This is a genomic window from Streptomyces sp. NBC_00306, assembly GCF_036169555.1.
Taxonomy (GTDB): Bacteria; Actinomycetota; Actinomycetes; order Streptomycetales; family Streptomycetaceae; genus Streptomyces; species Streptomyces achmelvichensis.
On the sequence record NZ_CP108032.1, the window covers coordinates 7853745 to 7873613 of the forward strand.

Annotated in this window: 22 protein-coding genes; 15 read left to right on the forward strand and 7 right to left on the reverse strand. The window is 70.6% G+C overall.

All coding sequences use genetic code 11. From position 1 onward, the window contains the following. Positions 1-320: 320 nt before the first annotated feature. Entirely contained in the window at positions 321-560 is a 240-nt protein-coding gene (locus OHA05_RS35090; RefSeq protein WP_328862820.1) for a hypothetical protein, read from the forward strand. Here OHA05_RS35090 and OHA05_RS35095 read toward each other — a convergent pair. Further along, positions 550-1110, reverse strand: coding sequence for a hypothetical protein (locus OHA05_RS35095; RefSeq protein ID WP_328862821.1), 561 nt, complete (start codon positions 1108-1110; stop codon positions 550-552). The two genes, OHA05_RS35090 and OHA05_RS35095, sit on opposite strands and share 11 nt — an antisense overlap. A 339-nt stretch (positions 1111-1449) precedes the next feature. Between OHA05_RS35095 and OHA05_RS35100 the strand changes: the two genes are divergently transcribed. Next, positions 1450-1974, forward strand: coding sequence for a hypothetical protein (locus tag OHA05_RS35100; RefSeq protein ID WP_328862822.1), 525 nt, complete (start codon positions 1450-1452; stop codon positions 1972-1974). A 114-nt stretch (positions 1975-2088) separates the two neighbouring features. Here the strand turns inward: OHA05_RS35100 and OHA05_RS35105 are convergent, their stop codons facing one another. Continuing rightward, entirely contained in the window at positions 2089-2484 is a 396-nt protein-coding gene (locus tag OHA05_RS35105) for a RidA family protein (protein WP_328863517.1), read from the reverse strand. A gap of 135 nt (positions 2485-2619) precedes the next feature. Between OHA05_RS35105 and OHA05_RS35110 the strand changes: the two genes are divergently transcribed. Both OHA05_RS35110 and OHA05_RS35115 read left to right on the forward strand, forming a co-directional pair. Next, a complete protein-coding gene (locus OHA05_RS35110) occupies positions 2620-3594 on the forward strand; it encodes a helix-turn-helix transcriptional regulator (RefSeq protein WP_328862823.1) in 975 nt (324 codons plus the stop codon). 209 nt (positions 3595-3803) lie between these two features. Then, a complete protein-coding gene (locus tag OHA05_RS35115) occupies positions 3804-4289 on the forward strand; it encodes a hypothetical protein (protein WP_328862824.1) in 486 nt (161 codons plus the stop codon). Between the two features lie 272 nt (positions 4290-4561). Here the strand turns inward: OHA05_RS35115 and OHA05_RS35120 are convergent, their stop codons facing one another. Further along, on the reverse strand, positions 4562-5008 hold the full coding sequence (locus OHA05_RS35120) for a hypothetical protein (protein ID WP_313942182.1): 447 nt from the start codon (positions 5006-5008) through the stop codon (positions 4562-4564). Positions 5009-5341: 333 nt separating this feature from the next. On the opposite strand from OHA05_RS35120, the gene OHA05_RS35125 reads away from it, so the two are divergent. From OHA05_RS35125 to OHA05_RS35145, 5 genes are all read left to right on the forward strand, one after another. Next, on the forward strand, positions 5342-5620 hold the full coding sequence (locus OHA05_RS35125) for a polyprenyl synthetase (RefSeq protein WP_313942181.1): 279 nt from the start codon (positions 5342-5344) through the stop codon (positions 5618-5620). Then, positions 5610-6665 carry a polyprenyl synthetase family protein gene (locus OHA05_RS35130; RefSeq protein ID WP_313942180.1) on the forward strand — a complete coding sequence of 352 codons (1056 nt, stop codon included), beginning with the start codon at positions 5610-5612 and terminating at the stop codon, positions 6663-6665. The genes OHA05_RS35125 and OHA05_RS35130 overlap by 11 nt, the downstream gene beginning before the upstream one ends. A 92-nt stretch (positions 6666-6757) precedes the next feature. Next, positions 6758-7921 (forward strand): oxygenase MpaB family protein, encoded by a 1164-nt coding sequence (locus OHA05_RS35135; protein WP_328862825.1) that lies wholly within the window; start codon positions 6758-6760, stop codon positions 7919-7921. 293 nt (positions 7922-8214) lie between these two features. Further along, positions 8215-8961 carry an SDR family oxidoreductase gene (locus tag OHA05_RS35140; protein ID WP_313942178.1) on the forward strand — a complete coding sequence of 249 codons (747 nt, stop codon included), beginning with the start codon at positions 8215-8217 and terminating at the stop codon, positions 8959-8961. 143 nt (positions 8962-9104) lie between these two features. Continuing rightward, positions 9105-9782: a class I SAM-dependent methyltransferase gene (locus OHA05_RS35145; RefSeq protein WP_328862826.1), complete on the forward strand. Its 678-nt coding sequence runs from the start codon at positions 9105-9107 to the stop codon at positions 9780-9782. Between the two features lie 60 nt (positions 9783-9842). Here OHA05_RS35145 and OHA05_RS35150 read toward each other — a convergent pair whose 3' ends face one another. After that, on the reverse strand, positions 9843-10439 hold the full coding sequence (locus tag OHA05_RS35150) for an STAS domain-containing protein (protein ID WP_328862827.1): 597 nt from the start codon (positions 10437-10439) through the stop codon (positions 9843-9845). Then, entirely contained in the window at positions 10387-11172 is a 786-nt protein-coding gene (locus tag OHA05_RS35155) for a DUF72 domain-containing protein (protein ID WP_328862828.1), read from the reverse strand. Before OHA05_RS35155 ends, OHA05_RS35150 begins: the two co-directional genes overlap by 53 nt. 408 nt (positions 11173-11580) lie before the next feature. On the opposite strand from OHA05_RS35155, the gene OHA05_RS35160 reads away from it, so the two are divergent. Next, the gene (locus OHA05_RS35160; RefSeq protein WP_328862829.1) at positions 11581-13050 is read left to right on the forward strand and encodes a HEAT repeat domain-containing protein; all 1470 of its coding nucleotides are present in this window, start codon (positions 11581-11583) and stop codon (positions 13048-13050) included. 86 nt (positions 13051-13136) lie between these two features. Here the strand turns inward: OHA05_RS35160 and OHA05_RS35165 are convergent, their stop codons facing one another. Beyond that, positions 13137-13937, reverse strand: a complete 801-nt coding sequence (locus OHA05_RS35165; RefSeq protein WP_328862830.1) for a restriction endonuclease — start codon at positions 13935-13937, stop codon at positions 13137-13139. Positions 13938-14186: 249 nt separating this feature from the next. Between OHA05_RS35165 and OHA05_RS35170 the strand changes: the two genes are divergently transcribed. The 4 genes from OHA05_RS35170 (at position 14187) to OHA05_RS35185 (ending at position 17636) form a co-directional block, all read left to right on the forward strand. After that, complete coding sequence (locus tag OHA05_RS35170) at positions 14187-15407, forward strand: serine hydrolase domain-containing protein (RefSeq protein ID WP_328862831.1); 1221 nt, start codon at positions 14187-14189, stop codon at positions 15405-15407. 9 nt (positions 15408-15416) lie between these two features. Beyond that, entirely contained in the window at positions 15417-16271 is an 855-nt protein-coding gene (locus OHA05_RS35175; protein ID WP_328862832.1) for a hypothetical protein, read from the forward strand. Between the two features lie 49 nt (positions 16272-16320). Further along, positions 16321-17070, forward strand: coding sequence for an MBL fold metallo-hydrolase (locus OHA05_RS35180; RefSeq protein ID WP_313942170.1), 750 nt, complete (start codon positions 16321-16323; stop codon positions 17068-17070). Between the two features lie 149 nt (positions 17071-17219). Next, positions 17220-17636 carry a VOC family protein gene (locus OHA05_RS35185; protein WP_313942169.1) on the forward strand — a complete coding sequence of 139 codons (417 nt, stop codon included), beginning with the start codon at positions 17220-17222 and terminating at the stop codon, positions 17634-17636. A 271-nt stretch (positions 17637-17907) separates the two neighbouring features. Here OHA05_RS35185 and OHA05_RS35190 read toward each other — a convergent pair whose 3' ends face one another. Further along, on the reverse strand, positions 17908-18306 hold the full coding sequence (locus OHA05_RS35190) for a DUF6221 family protein (protein ID WP_313942168.1): 399 nt from the start codon (positions 18304-18306) through the stop codon (positions 17908-17910). Between the two features lie 241 nt (positions 18307-18547). Between OHA05_RS35190 and OHA05_RS35195 the strand changes: the two genes are divergently transcribed. Next, positions 18548-19855 (forward strand): MFS transporter, encoded by a 1308-nt coding sequence (locus OHA05_RS35195; protein WP_313942167.1) that lies wholly within the window; start codon positions 18548-18550, stop codon positions 19853-19855. Positions 19856-19869: the final 14 nt, after the last annotated feature.

Sequence of the window (19869 nt, forward strand, 5' to 3'; positions counted from 1 at the left end):
CGACGTGCCACCGAGACCTATGCACCAGGAGTGCCACGAGTGAGGGGAGCCCGCTACCTGGTCGGGCCGAAAGAACCTGATCGGCCCGCATTCGGGAGCCGGTCACCATGCTCCGCTCGGGAATCGGGAATCGGGAATCGGGAATGCTTCCGTGCCGAGATCGGGCGCGCACCCGGTTGTCTCCGGACGTACCGGGCCCAGGCCGGTACGTCCGGTTCCTTACCAGGGTGGTCATACTTTCCGGATGGAGGGGCGGGCCGTCGAGGCGGCGCGGCGTTGGCAAGGCTGATCAGGGCGTCAGCCAGGTGCACAACGGGTGGGTGAGCGACGAAAAGCCCGACGTGCTGCTCACAGCCGGCCAAGTGGCGCATTCCTGGGCCGGTGACGTGTTCGCCGAATGCCTGCATGCGGCCGCCGCACTGGCTCTTCTCGACCGGTTGGATCTCCCGCCGAACACGCAGCATCGTGCGGAACCGCGCCAGGTGCTCGTCGCAGGGCACAAGAACCACTACCGCAGCCCCGGTGCCTGGAACGACGCGAAACGATCCGTCAGTCGGTGATGTACCAGTCGTTCTTGAGGTACTCCAGGGTGTAGCTGCCGAGGTCGCTCTCGGAGAAGGTCGCCGAGGACCTGACCGATTCGACCGGCATCTCGATCTTGTCGGGTGTGCGCACGGCGACGCGCTGCGGATCGACCGTCGCGGTTTGCAGGGCCTTCTTCTGCGCCGGCGAGACCATCTGGAAGACGGTGGCGTACGTCGACGTGCACGGGCCGAGCCCTTGGTCCTCCGCCTTCTTCGCGGCGGGCCCCGCCACGTCGCAGACCGTGTCGATGTCCTCGCGGCCGAGGGCGTGGAGGTACTGCTCGTAGCGCTGGATCGCGCCCTCCTTCGTCCTGGGCGCGGGCTGGTCGCCGGTCGGGGTGGCCGACGGCTTCTCGGTCCGGTCCGGCGCGGACGGCGTGGCCGACGGCGTTTTCGCCGGCGTGGACGCGGATGGCTGAGAAGGCTTCGCGGCGGGGTCCTCCTTCGAACCCTCCGGACCGCACGCGCACGCCAACAGCGCCACACATGCCGATACCGCCACGCTCACCACTGCCCGCGCCTTCATCCGGTCCCCTCAGATCGCCTCGACAACACCACAAGAGGTCACGCAGGATCAGGTGGAACGGTTCCCCAGCGGTCCGGGCGTGGTGACCGGTGCCCGCCAACGTCGTCTGGGACGCCTCTGGGATACGCCCGCGGGGCTCCGCTCACATCGAGGCCAAGGCCCTTCACCGGTCGCCATGCGTCCGGTCTCCCCCTCGCCGCAAACGGGGAAGTGCGGGCCGCTCTGCCGGACGTGGCCCGGCAATCTCTGATTCTGCTCAAGCAGGCTCGACCAGGGGTTCATGGTGTGATCCACTCCGGTCACGGGCACCGGCTCGTACGCACGTTGGCAGGGGGCGGGATGAGAGTACGGCTGATCGCGGCGGGGGCCGCGGTGGTGGTGATGGGTCTGGGAGTGAGTGCGTCCGCTGCCATGGCACGGGGGCACGCGCTGGAGGGCGACTGGGGAGGCATTGTCGGTTTCCACCACGCCACGGTCGGCAAGGGCTACTGGTTCGCTTGCCCCCCGCTCAGGAACACGTCCGACCTGCCGGTCGAGGTGCTGAAGGCGGAGCTGCTGGGCGCGCCGGGGCACTGGAGGACGGGCGAGGTCAGGGCCGCCAGACGCTCTGACACGCACGGGACTGCGCTGGCGGCTTACGACACGTCCTTCGTCGAAGACGCGGATCTGGCCCGGGACTACTCGAAGGAACCGGTACGTATCGCCCCCGGGGAGGAGAGTCCGATCTACTACCTGGTGCGGGCCGAGGCTGTCGCTTCTCCGGTCTCGGGCGAGGCCGAGGGCTGCCGGGTCACCTACCGCACCGGGAACCGCATCCACTCACAGGTCCTGCCCAGCGCGTTCGAACTCATCACCGGGGACTGAGGTCCGTCGGCAGGACCACCGGCGCGCCCCGGCAGAGGTTCGCGAGGCCTCCCCCTGCCTCCGCTGCTTGCGCCGGTGGAAGCCGGCGCAAGCAGCGGAGGCGGCGAGGTCGCATCACGCGACGGCGGTGCCTTCGAGCTCGACCATCAGGGTCGGGATCGCCAGCCGCGCTACTCCGAGCATCGTGGTGGCCGGCGCCACCCTGGCCGCGCCCAACCGCCCCGCCAGCTCGCCATAGTGCTGGAAGAGCAGATCGACGTCGGTCGTGCAGACATTGAGCCGCACGAGGTTTGCGAGCGACATGCCGGCTTCGCCGAGCACTGCCTCCAGGTTGTCGAGGCTCAGCGCCAACTGCGCCGCCATGTCGCCGTCGTGCCGGGGATTGCCGTCGTCGCTCATCGCGGTCTGGCCCGAGATGTACAGGGTTCGTGTGTGCCCGGAGACGACCTCGCCCTGGTTGAATCCCAACTCCGCCGACCACGTCACCGGGTTGACCGCCGTTCGTTCCATTGCCACGTCAGCTCCATTCGATGCGTCAGAAGTACGTCGTCCAGCGGCTCGACAGCCGCCCATCCTTGACGTCGCGGTGAAAGCCTCCCAACGAATCACGACATCGCACGTCATGTATTCCGCTAGAGTCTTTGTATGCGCGCCAACCGGCTGGTATCGCTGGTGCTGCTATTGCGCCAGCGCGGTCGGCTGTCCGCGACCACGCTCGCCCGGGAGCTGGACGTATCGACCCGCACCGTGCTGCGCGACATGGAGGCGCTGTCCGCGGCCGGCGTCCCGGTCTACGCCGAACGCGGCCGGTACGGCGGATTCGCATTGTTGCCCGGCTTCCAGACACAGCTCACCGGACTGAACCACGACGAGGCGCTCGCCCTGCTGGTCGCCGGATCACGTCGCGGCGCGCAGGTGTTCGGCCTCGGATCGGCACTCGCTTCCGCCATGCTCAAGGTGGTTGACGCCCTGCCCGAAAGCCATCGGGACACTGCGGCCGGTGTGGCCGAGCGATTGCTCATCGACCCCGAGACCGACCTCCTCTCGCGCCGCTCGGTCGCCGAGGAGGTGCCCGACACCATAGTGGCCGAGGTCCGGCGCGCCGTGCTCGCCGGACACAAGCTGCGCATCCGCTACGCGGCCGCGGGCCAGACACCGAAGTGGCGCACGGTGGACCCGATAGGCCTGGTCACCGTACGCGACCAGGGCTATCTGCTGGCCACGAGGTCCGGCGCGGACCGCACCTACCGGTTGTCCCGGGTGTCGGCCGCCGAGGAACTCCCCGAACCCGCACAGCGAGCAGACCGGGTCGACCTCGACCGGGCCTGGCAGGAGCGCAGCGTGCAGTTCCGCACCGGCGGCGACCAGGTCACCGTCGTGGTGCGGGTGGATCCGGCGCGGCGGGAGGACCTGGTGGGCACCGCACTGGCCGTACGGGCCGAGGAAGTCGACGCGGACGGCCGACTGCGACTGGAGGTGACCTTCCAGGATGAGAGGCACGCCGAATGGGCACTGTGGCAGCTCGCCACGAACGCTGAAGCCCTGGCCCCGCAGTGGTTGCGCACCTCGCTGCGCAACCGTGCCGCCGCGATCGCCACCTGTTACGAAGCGTCTCCCTGAGCGCGGCCTGCTCGACCGGGAGGGGTGCCGCGGTACATGCGGCGGGGCCATCGAGGTTCCGGACGTCCAACACGAACCCGGACCCGGATGGCAACTGCGGATTCCTCTCCGGAGAGGTTCCCAGGTGATCAATACCCGCGGCGGTCCCGGAGCGCGCACCGGGACAAAACCGCTGTCCTGCCGGTGCCGTGCATCCCTAAGATCACGTCATGACTGCCGACGCCCCGCTCACCCGAGAGTCGTTCCGACGCCTCCAGCCCATCAGTGCGCCCAGGCCGATGCCCCAAGTGCCTGACCGTGTCTGGACCGACCAGGACTGGGACCGCATCCGGCACGGATATCGAGCCCGGGACATGGACGAGAAGTGGAATGTCTTCACCGAAGGCGATGTCCTCTTCGTGCACCGGAGTTGGACCGGGTACGGCATCTACCAGGCCTCCTTCGCCCCTGTGCCCGGCGGTGGAATCCACATGGTCTCCGCTGTGGTGGAGTCGGATGCGCAGCTCTATCGGAGCAGGGGCGATGAGTCCGACCGCCTGATGCTGGAGCTGGTCATCAGCGCGATCGTCCTGGGCGAGCCGGCTGCCGACCTCAGGGCCGGACTTGTGGAGCTGACTGCTCGGGCTTCGGGAAATGGCGACCTGTACTCGGGTGTGGTGGAGCACAGCGCTCTGGGACTGCGCTCCGGTTCGTGAGTTCGCAGCCGGGCGCGTGCTGTCACGGCCTCGGGCCATGTGACGGGATCACGCGTCGCGGACGCGGGAGCTCGCAGTGAGCGTGCACGAACGCTCCGGTGCCGTTTGAACTCTGTCTCTGCTTGGTTGCGACCCTTGTACGCGGCGAGCGGAGGGGCCCTACCAGCCGAGCGTTGTCTCGCGAGCGCCGCGCGACAGGACGCATGGTCCCCGCTCACGCGGGAGACGAGGCCACCGTGCGTCGGGTGAGGCTCTTCCATCCGCTGGGTGAGTCAGTCGCCGGTGTCCAGGCCGCTGGCGCGGGCGATGCCGTCCAGTTCCTCGTCGACCGCCTGCTGCTCGGTGATCTGGCGGTGGAGATCGGCGCGGAACTCCGCGAGCTTCTCCGGATCGTTCGCGACCTCGGCGGTGACGACCGCGTAGCCCGTACTGCCGTCGGGGCCGGGCAGTTCCACCACGTGGTGGTCCATACGGCCGGTCGTCAGGATCGCCATGACGGCGAGGAACTCGCGCTGGACATCGGGCGTGAACGTGTCCCGGCCGCCCGCCTCGAACGTGCCCGGCTGGCCGTCGGACAGCATGTGCGCGAGTTCGTCCACGGCCTCCTCCAGCGTGGCGAACTGTTGCGGATCCATCCGGGCCTTCACCGATTCCAGGTAGAGCGAGGCCAGGTCGAGCCCGTCGTCCGGCGTCTCCGGTGCATTGTCGTCGTTGTCCATCACCCCACCCTGGTCCCGGAGCCCGCCGCGCGTCCAGTTGCGGTGATCGACAACACCCTTGTGCCCCGTTTTCGGGGTCGGCTCCCGGCAGCGTCAGGAGTCAGGAGCAGGGGCGCACCCGCGCCGCGTGGAGCCGGTCCGCCACCGTGCACGGCGGAGCCGCGGACCGCGATGGTCGTGGCCGGGTCCGCGACGGTCGTGGCCGGTCCGCACGGACAAGCGATGTGATCACTCGATCGTGAGTTGTTCCACACACGGGTCCGGCGTGACGGGACGCTGGGAAGGACGGCGCACGACCGGCGCCGCACTGTCGTGCTGCGGGTGGGGGATGGGATGACGCATGGAGCGGGACGTCGTGGGGGACCGGAGGAGAAGGCGTTGCTGCTGGCGGCCGGGCTGGCCGATCTGGCGGTGAGCACCGTGGGTTCGGCGCTGGGGACGGTGCGGGGGCTGTTGCGCCGTTCGGACGCCGCGGAGCTGGCGGCGGAGGCCGAGCACGATCTGGTGGCGCGCGGGCGCCTGGTCGTGGACCGGTACGCGGCTGTCCCTCCGGCCCACCTGGAGATTCTCGCCCGGCATGCCCTGGCCCGGCGGGCCGGCGATGATGTCTGACCGGTGGGAGCCGGCAGCCTTCAAGGCCCGTGTCGACGAGGTGCTGCACCACTTCGTCGCCCAGGAGGCCGAGCAGCTGTGGGCGATCGACGAGGTCCTCGGCCCGGTGGCGGAGCAGCTGGAGACCGCGGTCAAGGACGGCAAGCGGCTGCGGGCGGCGTTCTGCTACTGGGGCTGGCGCGCGGTGGGCCAGCCCGACAGCGATGCGCTGGTTCGGGCGGCGGCCTCCATGGAACTGGTGCATGCCGCAGCGGTGGTGCACGACGATCTCATCGACGACAGTCCGTTACGGCACGGCCGGCCCACGGCACACATCGCGCTGCGCGGCGCTGTGGGCCGGCGTCCGGATGATGTGGAGGCCGCCAGGTCACTGGCGATGCTGGTGGGGGACCTGCTGATGTCGCTGGCCGGGCAGTTGTTCGCCACCAGCGGTCTGCCCGCCGCGTATCTGGCACGGGCCCGGCCGCTGTGGTCGTTGCTGGCACGGGAGCTGATCGCGGGCGAGTGCCTGGAGATCCTGCGTACCGGGGCCGATCCGGACATGGCGTCGTCGCTGAAGGTGATCCGGTACAAGACCGCCAAGTACACCGTCGAGCAGCCGCTGTTGATCGGCGGCGTCCTGGCGGGGGCCGGTGAGAGGCTGCGCGGGGGCTATTCCGCGTACGGGCTGCCGTTGGGCGAGGCGTTCCAGCTGCGGGACGATCTGCTCGGCCTCTTCGGAGACCCGCAACGCACCGGCAAGGACGACGCCGACGATGTGCGCGGCCACCGGCCCACGGCCCTGCTGGCGGAGACCTGGCGCCTCGCCGGCGACGACGAGCGGAAGCAGCTGCGCGCCGTCCTGGGCAGACACGATCTGGACGCGGAGGGGCTGGACGCGGTGCGCGAGCTGATGCGTCGGCTCAAGACCCCCGACCGTATCGAAGCCATGATCAGCGCGCGGGTCGAGGAGGCCCTCGACGCTCTGCACGAGGTGGACGCGCCAGCGCACGCCGCCGCCGCCCTGACCGCGCTGGCGCATTCGGCGGCGGTCCGCTTGTCCTGATCACTGGACGCCGGGCTGCACCAGCCCGTGTCGTCCGTACCGGCCGCGGCCGGGCTGTCGTGAATGACCCGTTGATGACGAGGAGTTCTGCCATGACGTACACCGAGGCTTCGATGGATGCCCTGCGGCTGGCCGGTGACGAACTCGCCGACGCCACCGTCGCGACCCTCTTCGAGCGCGGGGAGGTGGGCACGTTCAACTCCCTCATGCGCTACGTGTCCACCGCCGGTGCCCCCCTGCCGCCCGGGCTGCCCGACGTCGCGCGGGAGTACCTCCAGGCAACCAGCGTCCCGCCGGCCTGGGTGGACTGGGGAGAGATGGAGAAGGCCCGGCTGTTCTTCATCGACAACAACGTGCACATCTCCACCGCCCTGTCCTTCGCCGCCATGCCCGCCTGCTACGTCGTCCCCCATGTGGCGAAGCTGCTGTCGGCCACCCACGGACTGAAGTACCCCTCCAAACGGATGGCGGAGACCGGCCAGTTCACCGTCTACCTGATGCAGCCCGACGCCTTCGAGGCAGGCAGCCGCTTCATCCCCGCCGCCCAGAAGGTCCGTCTCCTGCACGCCTCCATCCGTCACCACCTGAAACGTGAAGAGCGCTGGGACACCGCTGCGCTCGGGACGCCGATCTGCCAAGAGGACATGATCGGCGGGCAGATGTTCTTCTCCATGCTCGTCCTCGACAGCCTGCACCGTCTCGGCATCCATATGTCGCCGGAAGGCGCGGATGCGTACTACTACGCCTGGCGTGTGGTCGGTGCCATGCTCGGCGTCGACCAGGACGCCGTGCCCAAGACTCTGGACGAGGCCCGCCACTTCCTCGACCTGTACATGATCCGGCACATGGGGCCTTCGGAGGAGGGCGCTCACCTGACCCGTCAGCTCATCGACCTCTACGAGGAGATCGTGCCCGGGACGTTCTTCGACCCGATCGTCTCCGCGCTCATCCGCCACCTCGTCGGCGACACCTGCGCGGACTGGCTCGAGGTGCCCCGCACGCCGTGGGACACCGTGGTCAGGGCGGTGCCACACCTCCTCGGCGTACTGGAGACCATCGAGGACCGTTCACCCCTCGGAGCGTGGGCACTGGACCGCCTGGGCCACCTCACCACGATCCTCGAGCTGTCCTCCCTCACCCGCGGACGTGTCATGCACTACGCCATCCCCGAACAGCTCAAGAAGGACTACGGCGTCCCCGGCACAGTGCCGCCTGCCCGTCGGTGGACCCCGCCCCCTGCCACTGTCTCCCCTTGACCTGCGCGGCGAAGCAGCAGGCATTCCGCACCTGGGACACCCGGCCCGGCGGCACCTCGGGTGGTGACGCAATCCCCGGCGCTATACGTTCGAAGAGGGGCGGCTACGGGCTGTGGCGCGGTATGTCAACGACCTGTCCTGGGCCCCTGGGAGCCGGAGACTGCGTGCCGGCCGAGGACGCCGGCGAGCAGGTCGGTGCTGGGCTCGGCCCGCCGACGGCAGGGCCGACCAGGGCGGAGCGGAGGTTCGGCGACGCTGAGCAGTAGCCGCGACTGAACTACCGGAGGTGGCCGATGACGCCCAGCAAGCCGATCGCCGAGAGCCTCGCCGACCAGACCGTCGTGGTCATCGGTGCCAGCGCAGGTATGGGACTCGAAACCGCCCGGCGTGTGCGCGCCGCCGGTGGCCAGGTGATCATGGTCGGACGCAATCCCGAGCGGCTGGAGCGGGCCGCGCTGGAAATCGAGCCTGTGAGTACCGCGGCCTTCGACGCCACCGACACCGACAGGCTCAAGCAGTTCTTCCAGGAGCTGCCCGGCACGGTCGACCACGTGCTCTCCACGGCCGGCGGCCCCGCATACATGCCCTTGGCCGACATGGACCTCGCGGAGGTCCGCCGCCACTTCGGCGATCGCCTCGCCATGACGCTCGGGATCGCCCTGCACAGCCGCGACAAGGTCCGGCCCGGAGGCACGCTGCTGTTCATCGGTGGCACAGGCGGCCGCCGTCCCGCCGTCGGCATGACCATCACGTCCGCGATGACCGCGGCGCTTCCCGCTCTCACCGCCAACCTGGCGCTGGAGCTCGCTCCGATTCGTGTGAACCTCATCGCCGCCGGATTCGTCGACACGCCCCTGTCCGCCTCATTGCTGGGCGACCAGCTCGAAGCCCGACGCGCGGAGCTGCGTGCGACACTCCCCATCCGCCGCGTCGTCGGCCCCGAGGACGTCGCCGCTCTGGCCGTACACATCATGTGCAACGAAGCGCTCACGGGCGCGACATACGACATCGATGGCGGCCAGCAACTCCTGTCCCACTGAGCCGCTGTCCTGACGGGGGTGGGCCGAGTCGAGCCAGGAACCGGGGGCGTCCGCACGACGAAGCGTAGGGTCGGTCGGCAGGACGTTGCCGAGACGGGAACCCGGGCGGAGCCGGGCGACCGCAGTGACGGAAGGTCGCGAGTATGGCCGGATCGCCGGCACACGACGATGCGGGTGCACCGCCCCCCTGGCAGTGGCTGGACGACCTGTACGCCGTCCGGCCACCGTGGGAGATCGGACGACCGCAGCAGGCCTTTCTCGAGCTTGCACAATCAGGCGCCATCCGGGGACGAGTGCTCGACATCGGCTGCGGAACCGGGGAGCACGTGCTCATGTGCCACGACCTCGGCCTCGACGCCACCGGCGTGGACCTGGCGGCCGGCGCGCTACGGGCCGCGGAGGACAAGGCGCGTCGGCGCGGCGCCACCGTCCGCTTCCTCCATCACGACGCGCGAAGACTGGACGACCTGGGGGAGCAGTTCGACACCGCTCTCGACTCGGGCCTGTTCCACATGCTCGATCCGGACGACCGCGCCGCCTTCGCCCACGGCCTTCACGCCGCGCTGCGCCCCGGCGGACGTTACTTCCTGTTGTGCTTCAGCGACCGGGAACCCGGGAGTCCCGGAGTGCACGGGCCCCACCGCCTGACGCGGCACGACATCACTGTCGCTTTTGCCGACACGCTGCGGATCGACTCCCTTGAACCGGCCACGATCGAGTTCACCCTGGATCCGGCGGGCATCCGTGGCTGGCTCGTCGAGATGACGAAGGTCTCCGACCGGGTCGGGCGGACGGCCGAAGCAGGTCCCGGCGTGCTCTGAGCGCATGGGTGCCTGCCCGGTGCGGTGTCGATCGGGATGCGGCTGGACCACGCGTGTGGGCTAGGCGGCGGTGCCTTGGGGGAAGTGGTGGGCTGCGCCGCCGATGGTGAGGCTTGTGCCGGGTGTGGCGGGCAGTGGGGTGCCGGTGATGTGGAGGAGTCGGGCGAGGTGGTCGGGGATGTTGCGGACGGTGAGGTGGGTGCCGCGGCGGGCGGCGGAGTTTTTCGCGGCGACGAGTGCGCCGATGCCGGAGCAGTCGCAGAAGGAGAGGTCTCCGAGGTCGATGACCACCTGCCGGTATGCGGTGACTGCTGCGGCGAGTGCCGCGCGGATGTCACCGACGGTGGAGATGTCCAGCTCTCCGGCCAGTTTCATTACGGCGTGTCCCGGGCCAGGCCCGGCAGTCGTCGTGATGTCCATGTGACTGCCTCCCGCATGTGCGCCGTGGTGTGGCGCGTGACAGCCGTCGCCCCAGGCCGTGGCCCTTGTCGGACGACCGCTCGACATTCCGACGTGGCATCCATACAAACCGGGCCAGAAGTGATTTGTCCAGAGGTGACGGACCAGTGCCGCCCGGGCGGTCGATATTGGCATCCTGTGCCGGTCAGCCCGCATTCCCGGCACCGGATGCCAGGCCCTGTGGAGTGCGGCTGACATGTGCGCCGGCCGCCGTGGCGAGACGGGCGAACGCCATGGCGTCACGGACCGCGGCCCCTCCCGGGTCGTTGTTGAAGTACACGTACATATCGCAGTCGCCCGGCCAGGCGGCGGTCAGCCGGCCCACCCAGGTCGACAGGGCCTGCCTGCCGTAACGCGGCCAGGGCTGGGCCCGGCCCGCGTGCAGCCGCAGATAGCCCCAGTCGCTGGTCCGCCACAGCGGTCCTGCGGGCCGGGAGTGCAGGTCCGCCCAGCACAAGGCGGCGCCGCGTGCCTCGAGGACCGCACGGACCTCCGGAACCCACCAGGAGTCGTGGCGCGGCTCGACCGCGACGCGCGTACCGGCCGGGAAACAGCGCAGGCAGTCGTCGAGGAGGGTGGCATCGGCCTTCAGGGTCGGCGGCAGCTGCAGGAGTACCGGCCCGAGACGGTCACCGAGCCCGGCGGCGTGTTCCATCAGCCGCGCGACCGGCTCCTCGGGGTCCCGCAGCCGTTTGATGTGGGTCAGAAAGCGGCTGGCCTTCACGGCCATGACGAAGCCCTCGGGGGTGCGCCGGCGCCACTGGGCGAACGTCTCCCGGGACGGGAGCCGGTAGAAGGCGTTGTTGCTCTCCACGGTCGCGAAGCCGGATGCGTACTCCTCCAGCCACAGTCGCTGGGGCACACCCTCGGGGTACAGGACATCCCGCCAGTCCTTGTACTGCCAGCCCGAGGTGCCGACGAAGACCGTCACCCCTTCATCGAAGCACGTGATGCCACCGCGGGGCGTGCCGGGCGAGTGGCCTAACCACACCGGGCCGGCGAGGCACACCGTTCACCGCTCGGGCCTGTCCGCGATCACCGTGCTCATCCGTGTCAGGGTGGCCACGACCGTGCCCTTGGCCACGAACGGACCTCCCGACGCCTTGCCTCCCGCGTAGTAGCCCAACCCGGGCGCTCAACCCGGAGGACCGGCAGGAGAGCCGCGGCGTCGACCGGGACGTACTCGGGGGGCAAGCGGTGGAGGCGGCCGAACGCCTCCTCAGCCCGCAGCCACCGGGTGAGCACAGCGACTGACCGCGTGCCCCTGCTGTGAAAAGTGCCCGAGGCGGCGCAACCCCCAGGCCCCCTGAACGTCTCTTCTCCCAAAGGGGGAAACACCATGGGGGCTGACCATCAGATCGCCTTCTTCCTGCGGGAGCTCGCGGCGCCCGAGCCGTGGCGGCGGGTTGCCGCCGCCAAGGGGCTGGGGCGGATCGGGCGGTCCGAGCAGGTGCAGGCGCTCGTCCACGTGGGCCGCGATGCCGATCCCGCGGTGCGCGCGGCCGCCGCACTCGGCCTCGGCCGCCTCGGCGCACCCGGGGCGGACGACGTTCTCATCTCTCTGATGCGGGATCCCGATGCCCAGGTCCGCCGCCGCGCGGCGCTCGCTGCCCAGAGGCTTTCGCTGACGGGCCCGGCCGTCATCGACGCTTTCGCCCGCCTCCTGCGTGACCCGGACCGGCACGTCCGGCTCAACGCGCTGACCGGACTGACCCGGCTGAAGGCGATCGGTGACCGCAAGGCCGTGGTGCTCCTGCTGGGCGACCCCGACTGGCGGGTCTGGGGGCACGCCCGGTGCCTGTTGGTGACCCGGATGGACGACGACCTGCGGGCCGAGGTGCTGCACACCGCCCGCCAGGGCCCCGGCGCGGCCCGTGCGCGGGCGCTGGACATGCTGCCCTCCCGATACACGCACCGGCTGCGCGATTCCCTGCTCGAAGGCCTCCACAATCCTGCCTTCGAGGTACGGGAGGCGGTGGTGGGCAAACTGGTCGACCTCAAGGAACGCGGAACGGCCGGCCTGCTGCTGACGACCCTTCAGGACGAACGGCACCCGGATGTCGCTCGCCGGCTGTTGCGTGCCCTGGGACGGCTGGGCGAGCGCCGCCTGCTGGCAGCGGCACTGCCGTGGCTCGACCATCCCGACGTGGGCCCGGTCGCCGTGGACGTCCTGGCCGACATCGGCACCCCGACCGCCGTCCGGCAGATCAGGTCGGTCCTCACCCAGTGGCCCTGCCACCCCGCGATCCAGGCGGCCGCCGCCAAGGGCCTCGGGGAACTCGGCGACCGCAAGGCCCTCGAGCTGCTGCTCCCGCTCCTGAACGACGAGGACAAGGAGGTCCGCTCCGGGGCACTCACCGGCCTGGGCCGCCTCGGTCACCATCGACTGCCCTCGGCGGACCGCCGCAGGGTCGTCGAGACGCTGATGCACTGCCTGGTGAGCGACCCGCAGGTGCTCTGGCACACCGGCAGTGCACTGCGCAGCTATCCCGAAGTCCTGCCGTGGGTACGAGGGTTGCTGGAAGAGGCCCCACCCGATGTCCGGGCGACGGCGCTGTCCCTGCTGGACGACGGCGACGAGGCCGACGGGCGCCTCTTCCTGACGTATCTGAGCGACCCGGACGACGACGTGCGCTACCAGGCCGCGATCGGACTCGGCCGGTACGCCGAGGAACACGGCGCCCTCCCGCCGGGCGGCGACGCGGCGATCGGGGTGCTCACCGCGCTGACGTCGGATGCCTCGGGCGGTGTTCGCTGGGCGGCGGCCAGGGTGCTGCGCGCCCTCGAAACCCCGGACGCCGGACCGTAGAAGGAGCTGACAGCCGGCCGTGTGACGTCGGTCGCCACGTTCCGGCCGGCTGCCGTGTGGGCGGCCCGACTGCCCGGTTTCTGTGCTCAGCAGCCGGCCACGTCCGCTTCAGCCACCACCTCCACCTCCCACGGCGCCGGCCCGGTGCCGTCCTCCCAGGCGGCCAGGGCATGAGCGTCGAAGCAGACGATCCCGCACTGCTCGGCGTACTCGGTCGCCGGCAGGGTGAAGCCGCCTGTGGTCACCACTGCCGCGACCTGGGCCTCGTGCACGGCGAAACACGTACCGCCGAACCGCTGGACGTCCTGCGACCCCACCTTGTTCACGGGGCCATAGCGCTTGCACTGGATGACGACATGCCGTCCGTCCGGCGCTGTTGCCACCACGTCCGCTCCGAGGTCGCCCGCACCCCCGACGACCTCGATGTCACGGCAGCCGTCGCGTTCGCACAGTGCTGCCACGGCCTGCTCGAAGGCGACGGGGTCCAACAGCCCCAGCAGCGAGGCTTCCTGCTCCACCCCGTCCACCGTTTCCGCGTCGTCCTCGCCGTCGGCCTCCGGTGTCCCCGGCGCGAGGACATGCGCTGCCGGTCCGGGCTCCTGCGGTGGGCTCCCGTCGGCGCAGGCGGCCGCCCCTCCGTCCCAGACCGGGTGCCGGCGCCGGTGTCGCGTCCGCCGGACCGCCCCGAGCGCCACCACGACCGCACCCGCCGCCAGCGCAATGCCCAGCAGCTCATGGGTGTCTGATGACTTCACCAGCGTTTTGAGCATCAGCCCGCCGCCGCAGACCAGCGACGCCACCAGGCCGAAACCGAGTGCGGTCTGACGCAGACTGAATCCCGGCCGACGACGCATCATCACCCGTGGCCGACGCGCAGGTACCGTCATGTTGTCGCTCCCACATTTCCAAGATCGTTAATGCATGCCGTCTGCCCCAACTGGCGCGATTAAACGGCGCGTTCGTCCTGGCCGAGCCGATCTCCGTGCGGCCGCTCCCTCGCGGGCCACGACATCGCGGTAGCCGCGGTACGGGAGACGGGGCTCGGAGGCGACTGGGGGAGGGGTCCTGGTTCGGTCGGGGAGGTTTGCGGGACATCCCTGATGGCCCGTCGGCATCGCGCCGACAGCATGAACTCCATGACATCCCAGCCCTTTTCGCGCCGCTCACTCGTCGTCGGCGCCGCGGCCACTGCCGTCCTCACCACGGCAGGAGGCACCCACGCCCGGGCAGCTACCCGGACAGGTGCTCAGCGCCGAGCCGCCGAAGCTGCCGGCGCCGCGCGCATCCCCCCGCTGCGCCCGGACGTGCTGCGCGCCGCCATCGGTGACCTCACTCACCCGCCGACGACCGCCGCGCAACTGCGCGTCACCGGCACGCAGGGCTGCTGGTACGGCTCGGCGGGAGTGGCCGACACCACAACGGGCCGTGAGGTGCGGCCGGATGACGCATTTCGCGCAGGCAGCGTCACCAAGGTGTTCGTGGCGACCGTGGTCCTGCAGATGGCAGCCCGTCGCCGGCTGGAACTCGACGCCCCGATCGGACGCTACCTGCCGGGCCTGCTCCCGCGGGAGCAGGCCCGGATCACCGTCGCCCAGCTGCTGCAGCACACCAGCGGCCTGCCCGACCACCGGGGCCTGCCGGACCTGCGTACACCGGAGGATGTGCTGCACCACCGGCACGACCGATGGACGCCGCACCAGTTGGTGGCGACCGTGACCCACGGACCGCTCAAGTTCACGCCGGGCACAGCGCAGGAGTACCGGGGCATCAACTACGTCCTGCTCGCCCTGCTCATCGAGCGCCTGAGCGGCCGACCCTACGGCGAGGAGATCCGGCGGGCCCTCCTGCGCCCGCTGGGCCTCACGAGAACCCTGCTGCCCGGGGACGACCCGCGGCTGCACGGCAGCCACGTGCACGGATATCTCCGCATGAGCGATACCTCTCTGCGCGACATCACCGTCTACAACCCCTCCTCGAGCTGGGGGGAGGGCGAACTCGTCTCCAGCGTCGACGATCTGTCCCGCTTCCTGGAGGCACTGTTTCGCGGCGTGCTCCTGCCGCGCTGTATGACGGAGAAGTTGTTCACGTTGCCCCCGGCGAGTGTGCGCATGCTGGACGGCAGCGCGGCCCGCTACTCCATGGGACTGCAGCAGGCCACGGTGAACGGCGTGACCTTCTGGGGCAAGACGGGGGAGTGGTACGGCTGTCGCACCCGCATGTTCTCCACCCGCGACCACCAGCGCCGTTTCGTGCTCTCCTACGCCCCCACCCCCCTGAACCCGCGCGAGGACATGACCCAACGCGTCGTCGCCGCGCTCACCCAGGCCGAGGGCGGGGGCGCCGGGGACACCGCATAGGGTCGGGGCGTGCTGACTTCTCGACACCTGACTGAATGGGTGAGCGCGCGGTACGGGCCGCGCCATGCCGACCGGCGGATCCGGGACCTCGGGTTCGCCTGGTCGGTCGACACCCAGCCCGACGCGTACCACGACGGCGACACCTCCGCGATGACCTACGGCAACGGCCCTGACATCGTCGTCAAACGCACCGGCGCGGTGTGGCAGTTCGGCTCGAGTCCCATGATGCTGCCGCTGTACGAGGCACGCACCGAGGAGGAGCTGCGCCGGTCGATGGCGAAGCTGATGCCGGGGGCGGACCTGGACCGGCCCCGCGAGACGGTCCAGACATCGGCACCGGCACCGATCCTTGCGCCGACGCCGACGCCGACACCGACGACCGCGCCCGCGTCCCCCGTCCCGCCGATCACCACGGCCGCGCCGCCGATGGTCGGCGCGCCCGGCACGGTCCCCCCGCCCACCGGTGTTTTCGGCGCCCCGTACGAGCCCACGCCGCCGCCCGGACCGGCCCCCGCGGCAGCGCCCGTACCGCCCGCACCCGCGCCTGCGGCGGCTGCGCCCACGGCGGCGCACGCGCCCGCCGTAGGGCCCGAGTTTGCGGCGGCCGACACGAAGAACGCGGTCCTCGTGGATCCTCAGGGGGTCTGCTTCGACCAGGAGGGCCGGCATGCCGCATTCACCTGGCCGGAGATCCGCACGGTCCACCACACGGTGCGCGGTACGTGCCTGATGGTGGGTGTCGTTCACGCGAACGGGGCGTTCTACGAATGCCGGGTGAGCGCGAAGCGGCAAGCGCGCGTGCGGGAGTGGTCCACGCAACTTCCGCAGGTCCTCGCGTTCTATCTCGCGGGCCGCCCGGCCTGAGCGGAGCCCCGCCAACGCCACCCCACCCCTCTCGGAGAGCAGGCCGGTCATGCGCCCACAGTCCCTCGTCCAGGTTGCCGACGGGGTCCACCTGGTCCACGGCAGCAACACGAACTGGGTCATCCTCAGCGAAGGCGACGAGGCCACACTCGTCGACTGCGGCTATCCCGGCGACCGTGAATTTCTGCTGGAGTCGCTGGCCGAGGTCGGTCACGCTCCCGAGTCGGTCAGGGCCGTCCTCGTCACGCACGCGCACAACGATCACATCGGATCCGCCGAACATCTCAGCCGCTCCTTCGGGACGCCCGTTCTCCTGCACGAGGCGGAAGTGCCGCACGCACGCCGGGAGTTCCTGCATCAGGTCGGCATCACCACCGTGCTGCGCAACGCGTGGCGCCCCGGCGTCCTGCCGTGGGCGGTACACGCCCTGCGCTCCGGCGGTACCGCCGACTCGCGGGTCACGGCGCCGCGGGCGTTTCCCGCCCCGGGCGCTCTCGACCTGCCCGGGCGTCCCGTCCCCCTCCACACCCCGGGCCATACGGCAGGGCACTGCTGCTACGTACTGCCGCAGGCAGGGATCCTCATCTCGGGCGACGCCCTTGTCAGCGGCCATCCCACCTCACGGCTGAAGGGCCCGCAGCTGCTTCCCGTCATGTTCGACACCGACCGCGAGCGAGCTCTGGCCTCGCTGCGGACCATCGAGGGCGTGGCGGGCGACACCCTCCTTCCCGGCCACGGCCCTCTGCACCGGGGATCCGTCGCTGCGGCCGCCGGCCGGGCACGCGATCTCGCCTCCTGACCCGGCCGCGGCCTACGCCGGCAGCGCCCGCGGCGCTGCCCTCGGCACACACCAGGACGCGGTTCCACGACGGGAGCGCAGAACCCTCCCCGCGGGGTCGGCCGGGGCTACGCTGCATTCCTGACAAAACGTCACGAAAGGATCATGCTGTGGCCTCTCGACTCAACCCGTACATCAGTTTCACCGGTGACGCCAAGCAAGCCCTGGAGTTCTACAAGGCCGTCTTCGGCGGCACCTTGACGGCCCACACCTTCGGCGATTTCGGTGGCGAGGCGCCGCCCGGCTTCGCCGACAAGATCATGCACGGCCAGCTGGAAACCCCCGCCGGCTTCACCCTCATGGGAGCCGACACCCCTCCCGGGATGGACTACACGCCGGGCACGAACTTCGCCGTCAGCCTCAGCGGCGACGACCCGGGCGAACTGCGCGGGTACTGGGACAAGCTCTCCGACGGTGGCACCGTCGCGGTCCCGCTGGAGAAGCAGATGTGGGGCGACGTGTTCGGCATGTGCACGGACAAGTTCGGCATCGGCTGGATGGTCAACATCAGCGAGCCCGGCGCCTGACCGCGATCCGCACCCCGAGGGTCCCGCGCCGCCCGGCGCCGGGGCCCTCGGCGCATCCCCGGCCCCGGCCCCCTGAGGACCTCAGGGCTGTGCCGCCGTCCCCGGCGGGCGCACGACGACAACTACGGCCCCTCTTCGTGGTGTCGGATCACCCGAATACGGCGGTTATGAGGAGGATCTTCCCCAGCCTCCGGCGGGGATGCCTACACCGTCGTGCGATGCACCGCATCCGACGCCCCGCGCCGATCCACCGGGGATGACGGGACAGCCCTCAGCGGATGAAGCGGGGAAGCCATTTCGCGGTGTAGTCGGGATGCGAGGCGTACTCCGCGGCCAGCTGCCGTACCGCGAAGCCGAGGCCGACGGCGCGACCGGAAGTGAAGTCCTCCTCCGGGCGGTCGGTGTCCCGTTCCGCGATCTCGACGTACTCGCTGAGCAGGACCCGGTTGGTCTCGATGCGGGCCACCGTGCGGGCAGGGTCCTGGAGTGCGATGTGCCGGTCGTAGCCGGCGTCCCTGACCGTGAAGGCGATCCCGGACGTCCGGTCGTGGACCTCCCCGGGGACATCCGCCGGACACCGCCAGCTCGCGCCCCCGGCATCCAGCGCGACCCGCTCCTCCTCGGCGAGCCGTGCTTCGATGAAGGCCACCATTTCTGCGTTGCCGGCCATACGACGGCGCTTCCTCTCGTCAAAGGCGTGTGGATTGCGGAGCCATTGTGCTGGACACCCCGCCCCGCCTGCGAACCGGCAGGTGCCGCCCACCCCGGCCATGGGGCCTCCATCCGGGCACGGCGGCGGACGTTCGCGAAAAACCCGCTGTCCCGTCCGGTGCGGCCGCGCTTACGATTCTGTGCTGCACGGAAGGGCCGGCCGGCCCGCCGCGCCCGGGGCCCGGGGGAGGAACCACAGCATGATCGACTCCGCAGTCGTGCAACCTCCGCTGTGGACACGGAACTTCACGCTCTACTTCACCGCCCGCATCGCGTCCATGCTGGGCGACGCGATGCTGCCGGTCGCCCTGTCGGTGGCGATGCTCACCCTCGGCTACGGGGTGAGCGCGGTCGGGTTCGCCCTCGGTGCGTGGATGGCCGCCTTCGCGGTGTTCGTCGTGTTCGGCGGGGTTCTCGCGGACCGGTTCCACCCCCGGCCGGTGATGATCGCCGCCGACGCGGTGCGGTTCCTGCTCATCGCATCCCTCGCCTGGTACGTCGCGGTCGGCCGGCCCCCACTGTGGTTCATCGTCACCGCGACCGCGCTGGGCGGTCTGGCCACCGCGATGTTCCAGCCGGGAGTCAACGGCATGGTGCCGCAGGTCGCCGCCGACGCGCAGAAGGCCAACGCCGTCCTCCGCGTCGGCCAGGGCATCTCCACCATGGCCGGTCCCGCGGGCGCCGGACTGCTCGTCGCGGCCGCCGCACCCGCCTGGGCGTTCGCCGCGACCGCTGCCACCTTCGCCGCCAGCGGACTGTCCTTGCTGGCCCTGCGGCTGCCGCCGTTCACCGCCGACCGCACGACCTCCACATGGGAGAACCTGCGCACCGGCTGGACCGAATTCCGTTCCCGCTCCTGGCTGTGGGCGGTCATCCTCATCTGGTGGGTCCTCGGCGTCTTCGTCTGGGGCCCGCTCACCCCGCTCGGTGCCGCGTCCGTCACGGGTGCTCACGGCACCGCGGCCTTCGGCTACGCCGAGGCCGCGTTCGGCGCCGGCTGCGCCGTCGGTGGCCTCATCGCCATCCGCATCCGCCCAGCCCGGCCGCTGCTCGGCGGCGCCGTAGCCATGTTCCTCTTCCCCCTGATGCCGCTCACGGCCGCTCTGGTCCCGGCGCTGCCGCTGCTCCTGCTCGGCTACGCGGTCAGCGGGGTCGGCTGGGCGTTCTGGGGCGTGCAGTGGGCCACCACCGTGCAGACCCAGATCCCCGAGGACCGGCTCAACCGGGTCTCCGCGTACGAGATCGCCGGGTCGATCCTCGCCGTCCCGCTGGGGCAGATGATCGCCGGACCGGCGAGCTCGCTGGTCGGGGTCCATGAACTGCTGTTCGCCGCCGCCGTGATCAGCGCCGGCTGCGCGGCGGCACTGATCGCGGTCGCGCCCGTCCGGCGGTTGCGACGCGCACCGCCCCGCCGCCTGGCACCCATCGCCCCCGCGCCGGAGCCCGGCATGACGCTGCGGCCGGCCGCGCCCGGAACAGGGCACGGCGACACGCACGAGCGCACCTGAACGCCTCCGCCGGG